This is a genomic window from Rhodopila sp., from assembly GCF_035548235.1.
Taxonomy (GTDB): Bacteria; Pseudomonadota; Alphaproteobacteria; order Acetobacterales; family Acetobacteraceae; genus Rhodopila.
In genome coordinates, this window is record NZ_DASZTJ010000273.1 from 35,028 (window position 1) to 48,042 (window position 13,015).

Consider the following 13,015-nt stretch of genomic DNA (forward strand, 5'->3'; position numbering starts at 1 on the left):
CGACGTGCCCGAGCGGGATCTCGCGGCGCGGCGAGAAACTTTATCAAGTGAAAAAGGAACGGCAGTGACGACAAGACGAGCCTTTCTTGCCGGTATGGCTTCGGCGTTGAGCATGCCCTCTCTCGCGCGGGCGGGCGATGCGTCGGTGCTCAGGTTTGTCCCGCAGGCCGATGTCGCCATCCTTGATCCGATCATGAGCGTGTCTTACGTCACGCGGAATCATGCGCTCATGATCTTCGACACGCTGTACGGCGCCGACATACACAACCGCCCTCATCCGCAGATGGTAGAGGGACACGTTGTCGAGCAGGACGGACGCCAGTGGACGCTCACGCTGCGTGAGGGGCTCCGGTTCCATGACGGCACGCCCGTCCTGGCGCGCGATGTGGTTGCAAGCCTGAAGCGCTGGTGGCAGCGCGACAATGTCGGGCAGGTCCTCGCGGCAACGACCGACGAACTGGCGGCGATCTCGGACCGCCAGGTACGATTCCGGCTGAAGGATCCGTTCGTGATGCTGCCGGACGCCCTGGGCAAATTTGGCACCAACACCGCCGTGATCATGCCGGAGCGCCTGGCGCAAACGTCGCCACACGAGCAGGTCACGGAGATGGTGGGCAGCGGACCTTATCAGTTTGTGCCAGGCGAACGGGTGGCCGGCAGCCAATTGGTGTATAAGAAATTCGCGGACTACGTGCCGAGACCGGACGGGCAGACGAGCGCGCTCGCAGGGCCGAAGGTGGCGCATTTTGACCGGGTCGAGTGGCATGTCTTGCCGGACGTAGGCACGGCAGCCTCGGCGCTTCAGACGGGCGAAGTCGACTGGTGGGAGAATCCGTCGTCCGACTATTGGGATTTGCTGAGTGCCGGCAAGGACACCAGGCTCGACCAGATCGATCCGTTCGGATCGGCCGGCGTGATCCGCTTCAATTTTCTGCAGCCGCCAACGAACAACAAGCTCGTGCGCCAGGCCGCGCTCGCCGCCATCAGCCAGCGTGACGTCATGATGGCCGTCATCGGCGAAGATCCCAAGCGTTGGAAGGACCATGTCGGCTACTTCCTGCCCGGCACGCCGATGGCGAGCGACACCGGGCTCGAAGCGCTGAAGGAGCCGCCCGACCGAGCCGCCGCACGGCGGATGTTGCAGGAGGCAGGCTATAAGGGAGAGCCGCTTGTCTTCCTCGTGCCGGGCGACTTCGCCACGATCAAGGCGCAAGGCGACGTCGTGACCGATGCATTGAAGAAGGCGGGCTTCAATATCGACATGCAGGTCATGGACTGGGGCACCGTGCTGTCGCGCGCCAACAACCGTCAGGCGCCTGACAAGGGCGGCTGGCATCTCGTCGGAACCTTCACGTCCGGCGTCGGCCTGCTCGACCCGTCGAGCAATAACTTCCTGCGCGGCAGCGGAACGTCTGCCATCTTCGGCTGGTCAGACATCCCGAAGCTCGAGGAGCTACGCATGGCTTGGTTCCGGGCGCCCGACGAGAAGGCGCAAGCTGCCATCTGCAGCGAGATCCAGCGCGTCGCCTTCGAAACCGTGCCGTATGCGCCAACCGGCCTTTATTTCCAGAAGACAGCCTATCGCAGCAACCTCGCCGACGTGCAAAAGGGTCTGCCGCTGTTCTACGGGGTACGCAGGACATGACGTCGCCGATCGCGCAGCCGCGCCTTCACGTCCCCCGTGGCGAGGAGTTCCTGCTGCTCTCGCCCACCTGGCAAGCTTACGCCTACCGCAATGTCCATCGGATGTTCTCCACCCGTGCGATCAAGCGGGGCGAGCGCGTGTTTCCCTTCCGCCGCGGCTTGGAGATCGCACCGGAATACGAAACCGGCGGCAAGCGTCGCGGCTTGGAACACTATATCGAGCGAGCCAACGTCGCCGGGCTGCTGGTGCTGCAGGGCGACACCATCCGCCTCGAACGCTATGCGCTCGGGCTCGAGGAGAACGTGCGCTGGTCGTCGATGTCGATGATCAAGTCGCTCACCGCCACACTCGTCGGTGCCGCCCTCAAGGACGGCGCAATCGCCAACCTGGATGACACGGTCTCGAAATATCTGCCGGTATTGCGTGGAAGCGCCTACGACAATGTCAGCATCCGTCATCTGATGACGATGTCGTCAGGCGTCGCCTGGAACGAAGACTATACGGATCGCCACTCGCACGTGAACCGCTACAGCAAATCGCTGGGCGACAAAGTGTCAGGAGGCGTACTGGCGCTGATGCGCAGCGTGGTCGGGCAGCATGCGCCGGGCTCGCACTTCAACTACAATACAGGAGATACCTATGTCCTCGGCGCGCTGCTTTCGGCAGCCACCGGGCAAGCGCTGGCCGACTACATGTCGCGCAAGGTCTGGGCGCCGTTCGGTATGGAGTTCGATGCCTTCTACACGCTCGAATCCGAGGGTGGGCAGGAGATCGGCGGCAGCCGTGCCGGCATGACGCTGCGGGATTTCGGCCGTTTTGGCGTTTTCCTGCTCCAGGGCGGCCAAATCGACGACACCCCCGTGCTGCCCGCGGGTTGGCTCGACGAAGCGGCCTCACGGGCCTTCACGCTCGACCCGGCCACGAACAGTTATGGAGCCAATGGTTATGGCTACAGTTGGTGGATCGATCCGGATGGCGCCATGGTCGCGGTCGGGTTCGCTGGCCAGACACTCTACATCAATCGGCGGGCCGGCATCGTCATCGTGACATTGTCGTGTCATCCGCAACCACCGTTTGCAGCTTCGTATGGCATCGACGTCAAAGCGGAACGGGCCGCCTTCAAAGACGCCGTCCTCGCCTCGATTTAGCTGGGTAGCGGTCGCGTCAATCAGAGATCGGACGGAAAACGTTTTCACGCAGCTTCATTGACCGGGCCATGCCGTTCCTCGGGCGAAGGAGATGGCCCGGCCAAGCCGGGCCGGGACGGAATGATGCGTCCGCGTCGCCGCCGCTTACAATCCCTCGAACAGCGCCGTCGTGATGTAGCGCTCCGCGAAAGACGGGATGATCGTCACGATCCGCTTGCCCGCCATCTCCGGCCGCTTCGCCAGTTTCAGCGTGGCCGCCAGCGCCGCGCCAGACGAAATCCCCGCCGGGATCCCCTCGGTCCTGGCAAGGCGGCGCGCGGTGGAAAAGGCTTCTTCGTTCTCGACGGTAATGACCTCGTCCATCAGGCTGCGGTCGAAGTTGTCCGGGATGAACCCCGCCCCGATCCCCTGGATCGGCTGGGGCCCGGGCTTGCCGCCGGAGATGACGGGGCTGGCGGCCGGTTCGACCGCGACCATCTTCAGGCCGGGCCGGCGCGGCTTCAAGGTACGGGCGCAACCGGTGAAAGTGCCGCCGGTGCCGATGCCGGAGACGATCGCGTCGACTTCGCCCGCGGTGTCGTACCAGATCTCCTCGGCCGTGGTCTTGTCGTGGATCGCGGGGTTGGACGGGTTGCTGAACTGGTCCGGGATCACCGACCCGGGGATCTCCGCCAGCAGTTCCTTCGCGCGGGCGATGGCGCCGTTCATGCCCTTCTCCCGCGGCGTCAGGTCCAGTTGCGCGCCCAGATAGGCCAGCATCTTGCGCCGCTCGATCGACATCGACTCAGGCATGGTCAGGATCAGCTTGTAGCCGCGCGCCGCGGCGGCGAAGGCGAGGCCGATGCCGGTGTTGCCCGAGGTCGGCTCGATGATCGTGCCGCCCGGCTTCAGCTTGCCGGAGGCTTCCAGCGCCAGGATCATGTTGACGCCGATGCGGTCCTTCACGCTGGAGAGCGGATTGAAGAACTCCAGCTTCAGGCAGATATCGGCCTTGATGCCGTCCTCGGCGACGATGTGCGGGATGCGCACCAGCGGCGTATTGCCGATCGTCTCGGTGATGCTGTCATAGATGCGCCCGCGCAGCGGGCGATCGAAGACGAGTGGCTTTTGGTCCGTTCCCATGGATATCTCCCCAAATGGCCGGGCCGCTTCCGGCCGTCTCGCGGGATAGAAGACAAGATTGCCGGGCCGCCGCAAGGTGGGGGGCGGTGAAAGCAAGGACCCTCTCCGGGACTGCCGTGTGGTGAAAATTTCTTCTCGGATGACAGGCTGCCTCACATCCAGCCCTCCTTTCCGGCGGCGTCCACCCCATTTGAGGCGACGGGTTCGCCGCCACACGGCACGGCCCACCGTTAATCCGGCCGCCAGCCTTGACAACTGCGGCCTTAACCGTACGGGGTCCGCATGCACCTGAACAATCATCCTGGCTGGCAGAGCCGCACGCCATGACGTTTGTCTCCGCGGTCCGCCATGCGTCCGTGCGCTTCATCCTCCTCACCCTCGTCATCGACGCACTCGGCTTTGGGCTGGTAGTGCCGATCATCCCGCCGCTGGTGGTGAAGCTGTCAGGATTGACGGTGGCCTCGGCCTCTCTCTGGCTGGGCGCGCTGTTGGCGATGTTCGCGCTGATGCAGTTCTTTTGCTCGCCAATCCTGGGGGGCCTGAGCGACCGCTTCGGGCGTCGGCCGGTGCTGTTGCTGTCGCTCAGCGGCATCTGCGCCAATTACCTGCTGCTGGCCTGGGCGCCGTCACTGCCATGGCTGTTCCTGGGGCGACTGATCGCCGGGGCGACCGCCGCCAACGCCTCCACCGCCAACGCCTATATCGCCGACATCACGCCGCCGCAGTTGCGCGCGGCCCGGTTCGGGCTGGTGGGGGCGGCTTTTGGCATCGGCTTCGTCGTCGGACCGGCGCTGGGCGGCGTGCTGGGTGCCTACGACCTGCGCCTGCCGTTCCTGGTCGCGGCGGCGCTGGCGGCCTGCAACCTGCTCTACGGCGCGTTCGTGCTGCCTGAGAGCCTGCCGCCCGAGCGGCGGCGGAAACTGGACTGGAGCCGTGCGAACCCGTGGGGGTCGGCGCACATGGTGTTCATGGACCGGACGCTGCGGCGGCTGGCGCTGAATTGGTGCTGCGTCTGGTTCGCCCTTGGCGCCCTGCCGACCAGTTTCGTGCTGGCCAACACGCTGCGTTTCGGTTGGGACAGCCAGTTGAACGGGATCGCGCTGGGTGTGGCGGGCTTGGGTTCGGCGGTCGTGCAGGGCTTGCTGGTCCGTCGCATCATACCTGCTCTGGGGGAGCGTCGCGCGGCAATCACCGGCGCGCTGGTCACGATGACGGGGTATTTCTGCCAGGGCATCGCGCCGTTCCCGGAATTCGTGTTCGCCGGCATCGCGCTGCAGGCCCTGGGATCGTTCGGCGGCGCGGCCGTGCAGGCCATGATGTCGGCCTCGGCTGGGCCTGACCGGCAGGGCGAGACGATGGGCGCGCTGTCCTCCCTGCAAGGGCTGACGGCGATCCTGTCGCCGGTGGTGGCGACCACATTGTTTTCCACCTTTACCCACCAGGGCTCGCCGCTGATGTTTCCGGGTGCGCCGTTCCTGGGCTCCGCGGTCGCGTGCCTGGTCGCGGCCTGGGCGGTGGCGGGTGTGCGCGTGTCCGTCGCCCCCAGTCCCCAGGCGATCCCCGTCGAGGCGGAGTAGATCCTTACTGTCGGGCTGACCCCCGCGTTCCTGGCGACGACGTCGCCGCGATATGCTTCACGGGATGCTTCCGAGCACCACGTCCCGCAGCACCCGCGTGGGCGGCATCCATTGATCGGCCTGCCCATAATTTCCTGCCGTCATGGCGACGACAAGTTGCAGCGCCGGTATGACGAATAACCTCTGACCGCCCTCCCCCTGCGCCGCCCACATGCGTTCCAACCGTCCAGGTGCCCAACCCTTCGGTTTTCCAAAGGCGATATCGAGCACGAACCATTGGTAGCCGTACCGCCGCGTTTCGTCGGCGCCCACGCGAGGTGCGACGCACCGCGCAATCCAGTCGGCCGGGACCACGGGTCGCTCCCCAACTTTGCCATCATGCAGCATCATCGCGCCGAGCCGCGCGAGATCGCGAACCGACATGCGCGCGCCGGACGCCGCGATGGGTTCTCCATCAGGTGCTGTGGCCCATTCGGATGGGCCAATGCCAAGCGGATCGAACAGGTTTTCGCGGGCAAACGCATGCAGCGCCTGGCCTGAGCCCTTCGCGACGATTCGGGCCAGCAAGGCGGTCGCGCCACCGCAATAGGTCCAGTGCGCGCCGGGTGGATCGACAACGGGACGCTCCAGAACGTATCGGTAGCGATCGGCGGCGTTGTCCATCGCGGTCTCGCTGTTTCGCCGATCGGTGTAAACGACGCTGGTCTCGTCCCAGTCAGTTCCCATCGTCATCGTCAGTACGTGCTCGATGGTGATGCCATCACGGCCGCCTTGTTGCGCAAGATCGGCGTATTCGGGAAAGGCGGAGAACAGTTTCGCCTCGGGCGGCGGTACTTTCCCCTGTTTCAGGGCAATGCCGTAGAGAAGGGCCACGATGCTTTTCGAGCACGAACGCAGGTCATGCATCGTGTCGGGTGAAAATGTTACGGAACCGATCGTACCAACGCCCCTCGCACGATCCTCGCCTTCGAAATAGCGCTCCAGGACGAGGCGATCGTTTCGCAAGACGACAAGGCCGTGGAGGTTCCAGATGTGCTTGTCCGTGATCGCCTTGTCGAGGCGTGCCTCGATATCGGCTGCGAATCCGACTCTTTCAGGAAGGATTGGCTCCCATGTCGTCATCCTGGGGAACGCCCGTGGCGCCTGGGTCATGAAGCCTCCCGCGGTGAAAATCTCAGTGAAGCGCGGACGCCTTCCCCGTCTCGGCGGACACCGGGCCGCACCGAACGGAGGGATGATGTCGCTTCAGATCGGTATCGTAACCCTGACCAAAAATGTTGGCAGGAAACGGGACATTGAACGCAGGCAACGCGGATGAATACAGATGTGACGGAAAAGCGCGGCGGGCACAAGACGCCACACTAGAACAACCCCAACCAAAAGGTGTAAACGGGCCGTTTCGTCGTTGGCGGTCCATCATGCGAGGAGGGCTGGGCATGGACTTTTCGTTCACGCTGATTGATCTGGCCGGCACCGTCGCACTGCTGCTGTGGGGCGTGCACATGGTGCAGACGGGCGTGCAGCGCGCGTTCGGGCCGCGACTTCGGCAGTTCCTCGGAACGACGTTGCGCAATCGCTTCGCCGCCTGCCTCGCGGGGCTTGGCGTGACGGCGGTCTTGCAGAGCAGCACCGCGACCGGACTGATGACCGCCGGATTCGCCGCCGGCGGCATGGTCGATCTCGTGCCCGCCTTGGCCGTGATGCTGGGGGCGAATATCGGCACCACCTTGATCGTGCAGCTTCTCTCCTTCGATGTGGCCGGCCTGTCGCCCGCGCTGTTCCTGGTGGGCGTCATGATGTTCCGCCGCGGCACGGTAGCGCGCACCCGGGACCTCGGCCGGGCCGCCATTGGCCTCGGCCTGATCCTCATGGCCCTGCACCAGCTATTGGAGTTGGTTTCGCCGTACGAAGACGTCCCCAGCTTGCGCCTGCTGCTGGGCGCCGTGTCCACCGAACCGGTACTGGACGTGCTGCTGGGCGCGATCGTGACTTGGGCGGCGCATTCCAGCGTGGCGGTGGTGCTGCTGATCATGTCGCTGGCGGCGAAGGGGGCGGTCCCGCCCTATGCTGCGTTCGCGCTCGTCCTCGGCGCCAATCTCGGCACCGCGCTGAACCCGGTGCTGGAAGGCACCCGCGGCGACGATCCGGTCGCCAAGCGCCTGCCTTACGGCAACCTGTTGAACCGAGCGGCGGGATGCCTGGCGGCCCTCGCACTGCTGCCTGCGCTGAGCCGCCTGATGGTGGAGATCGATCCCAACGTCGCCCGTTCGGTCGCGAACTTCCACACGCTCTTCAATATCGCCCTCGCGGCGATCTTCTTCCCGCTGCTCGACCCCTTCGCCAAGCTGCTGAAGCGGATGTTCCCGCCGCGGATGAACCCGCCCGATCCGGGGCGCCCGCTCTATCTCAATCCCAACGCCCAGGAGGTGCCCGCCCTGGCGGTCGGCGCGGCGGCGCGGGAGGCCTTGCGCCTGGCCGACGTGCTGGAAGCGATGCTGGTCGGGGTGCGGGACGCCTTCTCCACCAACGATCGCCGCCGGATCAACGAGGCGCGGCGGATGGACAGCATCCTCGACCGGCTGAACACGGCGATCAAAGCCTATCTCGGATCGCTCGACTCCGGCTCGCTGGACGAGGCCGAACATCAGCGGATCGAGGAGATCCTGATCTTCGCGCACAACCTGGAACACGCCGGCGATATCATCGACCAGAACGTGATGGGGGCGGCGGCGAAGCGGCTCAAGCGCGGTGTGTCGTTGTCGGAGGCGGAGATGACGCAGATAACCGGCCTACTCGATCGGCTGGTCGCGAACGTTCACGCCGCCGCCTCGGTCTTCATGACGGACGACGTTCGTGCCGCCCGGCAGTTGGCGTTGGAGAAAGAGGCGTTCCGCGACATCGAAGAAACCGCGACCCAGGCGCATTTCAACCAGCTCCGGACGGGCGGGACGGACGTCGCCACTGCGCCCAGCGCGCTGCACCTGGACGTGCTGCGCGACCTCAAGCAGGTGAACGCGCACCTGGTGGCGGCGGCGGCCTACCCGGTCCTCAAAAGCCGCGGCGATTTGCTGTCGAGCCGCCTGCGCTCGGACGACGAGGCTGGGGAGGAAGCCGAGCTGTAATCGCCCTTACACCGCGGCGGCGAGGCTCCTTGGCCGGCGGGCGATGCGCAGTACCAGGAGCGACGCCAACAGGCAGGCGATACCGGAGGCCAGGAAGGCGGGAACATAGCTGCCGGAGAGGTACCGCGCCTCCCCCGCGCCGAAGGCCGCCAGGGCGCCGCCGATCTGGTGCCCGGCCACGATCCAGGACACCATCACCGGCGCGTCCTTCTTGCCGAACACCTCGTTCGTCAGCGTCACCGTCGGCGGGACGGTCGCCACCCAGTCCAACCCGTAGAACACCGAGAAGATTGCCAACGCAACGACATCGAAGTCGGTGAACGGCAGGATCGCCAGCGATAGGCCACGCAGGCCGTAATACCAGAACAGCAGGATCCGCGAGTTGAAACGATCGGTCAGGTAACCCGACAGCGTGGTGCCGATCAGGTCGAAGATCCCCATCGCCGCCAGCAGACTGGCGGCATGAACCTCCGAGATCCCGTGGTCGACGCAGAACGGGATCAGATGGGTGCCGACCAGGCCGTTGGTGGACAGGCCGCAGATGGCGAAGCTGGTGAACAACAGCCAGAAATCCACCGACTTCGCGCCGCGCACCAGCCCGTTGATCGCGATCATGAACGGGTTGCCCGCCGGGGGTGCCAGCGGCGTCACCTCGGTCGTGCCGAGCGCGCCCAAGCCGATATGGGCGGGGCTTTCCGGCAGCAGCAGCATCACCACCGGCATCAGCGCCAGAATGGTCAGCGATACGACGATCGGCGCGGCGGTCCAGCCATGCCCGACCACCAGATTCGCCAGCAGGGGCAGGAACACCAACTGTCCGCTGGCATTGCTGGCGGTCAGGAGCCCGACCACGAGGCCGCGATGCTTCACGAACCAGCGGTTGGCGATGGCGGTGGCAAGCCCGACCATGCCCGCGCCCGACCCCAGCCCGACCAGCACGCCCCAGGTCAGGTAAAGCTGCCAGATCTGCGTGACCAGGCTGCTGAGCCCGGCGCCGAGCACCAGCAGGGTCATCGAAAGCAGGATCGTCCGCCGCAAGCCGATGGTCTGGATCATGCCGGCAGCGAACGGACCCACCAGCCCGAACAGCAGGATGTTCACCGACACCGCACCCGAGATCACCGCCGCGTTCCAGCCGAACGCCTGTTGCAGCGGTACGATCAGCACGCCGGGCGTGGCGCGGACACCGACCGAGGCCAGGATGACGACGAACATCACCGCAACGACGATCCAGGCATAGTGAATCCGTCCGGCGGCCAGTCGTGCGAACAGCGTCGGGCCCATGCCGTGCTCCATGAAATAAGGGTTGCCGAAAAATGACGACCGTCATAGGAAAGTCAAGGCCAAATATGACGACCGTCCTACAGGACTTGCATCAGGACCCTGAGCGAAACGCATGACCGAGGTGACGACAGAACAGACGGGCAAGCCGGATCGGCGCGCGGCAACCCATCAGCGCATCCTCGAAGCGGCCGGCCGGCTGTTCCGCGCGCACGGCATCGACGGCGTCGGCGTCGATGCCGTGATGAAGGAGGCGGGGCTGACACATGGCGGCTTCTACGCCCACTTCGCCTCGAAGGAGGCGCTCGCCGCCGAGGTGGCGCAGACCCTGCTGCGACAGTCCGCCGAACGCTGGGACAGGATCAGCCGGACCGAGGACCGCGAGATCGCGCTGGAGCGGATCGTACGCGGCTACCTGGAGCCGGATCGGGTGGTGGCGGGCAAGTGCTGTCCGCTTACGACGCTGGGGCCCGACGTGGCGCGACGCGACACCTCCCGCACCGCCATCCGCGCCGCGCTGGGCGGCATGATCGACGCCCTTGCCCGTTGCCTTCCCGGTCTCGCGGCGCGGCGTCGACAAAGGGCGTTGGAGGCGTTGTCGACGATGGTCGGCGCGGTCGTACTGGCACGGATGACCGATGACGACGCCCTGGCACGGGACGTGCTGGACGCGGCGGCGACCTCGGTCCTAGGCCGGCCCATTGAGCCTGATCCGGAACAATCGGCGACGGTTTCTCCTCCGAAGTGACTGGCAACCGTGCGGCGCCATCCCACATGCAGGCCCGGTGTCCCTGCCAGACCCGACTGAAAGATCGCCACAGATGCGTGCCGCCCGTCTCGCCTTGCTGTTGTTCCTGCCCCTGGCCGCCTGCGCCACGCTGCCCGGGACAGCGAGCACGCCATACCTGCCGGCCAGCGTGTTCGGCATCTACGAGGACAACGATATCGGCGCGATCAACTACGCCGCCTGGGCATTCGCGTCTCCGGCCAACACGCGCGGCAACCCGCTCGCAGCGATGCGGGCAGTGATCGCGCTGGAATACCTGCCGGGCGAGCTGACCGAAAGTCCGCGCTGGATCGGCATGGACGGCTCGATCAAGCTGCGGCTGGCACAGGCCCGTGACGAGGTGCGGCAGATTCTGGGCATCCAGCCGAACGTTCCGCCGCAGGTGGTGGTGAACGCGCTGCTCTGGGCATCCAACGCCCTGCAGGCGGGGGATCAGCCCGCGGCACTGCATGCGCTGGCGGCACCGGGCTTCACGCTGCCGCCACCGGTCATGCTGGAGCGGCTGAGCAACCTGCCCTATGTGCAGGATGCCAACCTGGCGACGTCACGTGCCCAGGCCCAGTCGTTCCCACCCACCGACAACACCCCCTGACGCGCTGGCCCGCGCAACGCCCTCGACCAGTCCTCGGGTCAGCCCGGTGATCGCCCGGCCGGTGCCGGTTCCGCTCGCCCGGCGATCCGCCACAGGGCCGGAACCAGCAGCAGCGCCGACCCGCCGACAGCCGCCATCACCAGGAAAACCAGGCCGCCATACCGCGCGTAAAGCCAGCCGGACAGCAACGACATCAGCCCCGTCGGCGCCCCGTAACCCAGTGCCGCATGCACCGCCTGCGCCGTTGCCGCCCGCTCGGACGGGACGAAGCGGCTGAGCAGCATCATCGCCGAGAGGTGCTGCATCGCGAAGGTCGCCGCGTGCAATGGCTGGATCAGCGCCATCACCGGCAGCGGCAGGACGAACGCCATCAGCCCCCAACGCAGGATCGAGGCCACCGCCGCGCAGGCCGTCAGTCCAGGTGGCCCAAGCCGAGCGATCAGGCGGCGGCCGCGTGCGAACAGCAGGATCTCGGCGACGATACACTCGGCCAACAACAGTCCGATCGCCGTGTCGCCGATGCCCTGGGACCGCCAGTACAGTGCCGCGAAGCCATAGAACGCCGCATGCGCGCCTTGGATCAGGGCAGTGCAGGCCAGCGCGATGCGAAACCCCGGATTGCGGAACAGCGCCAAGGCCGATGCCAGGTTCGGCGCGGAACGGCGAGCCGAGACCTCGGGCAGGCGCAGGCTCAGCAGCGCGGCCATCCCGTAGCCCGCCGCCTGCAGCCAGGGCACCAGCCATGACCCGGCCCGCCCCAGGAGCCAGCCGGCCGTGGCAGTGGTGACCATGAACGTGGCAGAGCCGACAGAGCGGACCGGGCCGTATTCGATCACCCCTTCGCGCGCCAAGGCCAGCGCGAGGGAATCGGTCAACGGATTGATCGCGCTCGCCGTCAGGCCCTGGAACGCACCGATGAGCAGGATCGGGAGGAAATCCGATGCGAGGACGAAGGCCAATCCCAGCCCCGCAGCAGCCGAGGCGGCGAACAGCAGCACCGGCCGCCTGCGGCCGACCCAATCGGCGACCGATCCCCAGCCGGGGCCGGCCAAGACGCGCAACAGCGCTGTCGCGGCCAGCACCTGACCGATCTGCGCGGCGCTGAGGCCCCTGTCGGCGAACCACAGCGGCATATACGCATTGACTGCATTGGCGGCGAAATAGGCACCGAAGAAGGCGCCGACCCGGACCGCCGGAGAAGCTGCCAGCGCGGCCATCAGGCCTGCGTGGCCGCGACCTCGCGTACCTTGCGCGCCATGGAGGCGATGCCGTTGCCGCGATTGGTCGACAGCGCCTCCAGAAGGCCCATCTCCTTCAGGAAGACCGGATCTGTATCGAGGATTTCTTGCGGCGAGCGGCCGGAATAGACACGCAGCAGCAGTGCAACCAAGCCCGACACGATGGCCGCGTCCGACGAGCCGGCGAAATAGAGCTTGCCGTCACGCCGGGTCGCTTCCATCCAGACCCGGCTCTGGCAGCCGGGCACGCGGTGCGCGTCATCGGCCCAGCCGCCCGGGAAGGGCGGCAGTTTGCGGCCCATGTCGATGATGAACTGGTAACGGTCCATCCAGTCGTCGAAGAGCTCCAGCTCCTCGGTGATGGCGGCGATCGCCTCGGCGGCGGTGGCCTCCTCGGGCTGGACGAAAGGGTCGGTCATGCCGCGGATGTGCGGGGGGATGGACAGTCCGTCAAGATCGGTCAGGGCGGGCCGGCACTGTTCTCCCTTCGTGGCCGGTGCAGG

General features: G+C 66.2%; 11 protein-coding genes. 6 read left to right on the forward strand and 5 right to left on the reverse strand.

Going from position 1 to position 13,015, the window contains the following annotated elements; translation table 11 throughout:
• Nucleotides 1-112: 112 nt before the first annotated feature.
• The gene (locus VHB27_RS22045) at nt 113-1,645 is read left to right on the forward strand and encodes an ABC transporter substrate-binding protein (RefSeq protein WP_325604634.1); all 1,533 of its coding nucleotides are present in this window, start codon (nt 113-115) and stop codon (nt 1,643-1,645) included.
• Nucleotides 1,642-2,793 carry a serine hydrolase domain-containing protein gene (locus tag VHB27_RS22050; protein ID WP_325604636.1) on the forward strand — a complete coding sequence of 384 codons (1,152 nt, stop codon included), beginning with the start codon at nt 1,642-1,644 and terminating at the stop codon, nt 2,791-2,793. The genes VHB27_RS22045 and VHB27_RS22050 overlap by 4 nt, the downstream gene beginning before the upstream one ends.
• A gap of 144 nt (nt 2,794-2,937) precedes the next feature.
• On the opposite strand, the gene cysK is transcribed toward VHB27_RS22050, so the two are convergent.
• Nucleotides 2,938-3,915 carry a cysteine synthase A gene (gene cysK / locus VHB27_RS22055; RefSeq protein WP_325604638.1) on the reverse strand — a complete coding sequence of 326 codons (978 nt, stop codon included), beginning with the start codon at nt 3,913-3,915 and terminating at the stop codon, nt 2,938-2,940.
• A 323-nt stretch (nt 3,916-4,238) separates the two neighbouring features.
• Between cysK and VHB27_RS22060 the strand changes: the two genes are divergently transcribed.
• Nucleotides 4,239-5,492: an MFS transporter gene (locus VHB27_RS22060; RefSeq protein WP_325604640.1), complete on the forward strand. Its 1,254-nt coding sequence runs from the start codon at nt 4,239-4,241 to the stop codon at nt 5,490-5,492.
• Nucleotides 5,493-5,549: 57 nt separating this feature from the next.
• On the opposite strand, the gene VHB27_RS22065 is transcribed toward VHB27_RS22060, so the two are convergent.
• Nucleotides 5,550-6,644: a serine hydrolase domain-containing protein gene (locus VHB27_RS22065; protein WP_325604642.1), complete on the reverse strand. Its 1,095-nt coding sequence runs from the start codon at nt 6,642-6,644 to the stop codon at nt 5,550-5,552.
• 284 nt (nt 6,645-6,928) lie between these two features.
• Here VHB27_RS22065 and VHB27_RS22070 point away from each other — a divergent pair, with 284 nt between their 5' ends.
• Nucleotides 6,929-8,614: a Na/Pi cotransporter family protein gene (locus tag VHB27_RS22070; RefSeq protein ID WP_325604644.1), complete on the forward strand. Its 1,686-nt coding sequence runs from the start codon at nt 6,929-6,931 to the stop codon at nt 8,612-8,614.
• A 6-nt stretch (nt 8,615-8,620) separates the two neighbouring features.
• Here VHB27_RS22070 and VHB27_RS22075 read toward each other — a convergent pair whose 3' ends face one another.
• On the reverse strand, nt 8,621-9,898 hold the full coding sequence (locus VHB27_RS22075) for an MFS transporter (RefSeq protein WP_325604646.1): 1,278 nt from the start codon (nt 9,896-9,898) through the stop codon (nt 8,621-8,623).
• 112 nt (nt 9,899-10,010) lie between these two features.
• Between VHB27_RS22075 and VHB27_RS22080 the strand changes: the two genes are divergently transcribed.
• Both VHB27_RS22080 and VHB27_RS22085 read left to right on the forward strand, forming a co-directional pair.
• Nucleotides 10,011-10,643, forward strand: a complete 633-nt coding sequence (locus VHB27_RS22080; protein WP_325604647.1) for a TetR/AcrR family transcriptional regulator — start codon at nt 10,011-10,013, stop codon at nt 10,641-10,643.
• 73 nt (nt 10,644-10,716) lie between these two features.
• On the forward strand, nt 10,717-11,274 hold the full coding sequence (locus tag VHB27_RS22085; RefSeq protein WP_325604649.1) for a hypothetical protein: 558 nt from the start codon (nt 10,717-10,719) through the stop codon (nt 11,272-11,274).
• A 38-nt stretch (nt 11,275-11,312) separates the two neighbouring features.
• Here the strand turns inward: VHB27_RS22085 and VHB27_RS22090 are convergent, their stop codons facing one another.
• On the reverse strand, nt 11,313-12,491 hold the full coding sequence (locus tag VHB27_RS22090) for an MFS transporter (RefSeq protein WP_325604651.1): 1,179 nt from the start codon (nt 12,489-12,491) through the stop codon (nt 11,313-11,315).
• The gene (locus tag VHB27_RS22095; protein ID WP_325604655.1) at nt 12,491-12,931 is read right to left on the reverse strand and encodes a SufE family protein; all 441 of its coding nucleotides are present in this window, start codon (nt 12,929-12,931) and stop codon (nt 12,491-12,493) included. The genes VHB27_RS22090 and VHB27_RS22095 overlap by 1 nt, the downstream gene beginning before the upstream one ends.
• Between the last annotated feature and the right edge of the window lie 84 nt (nt 12,932-13,015).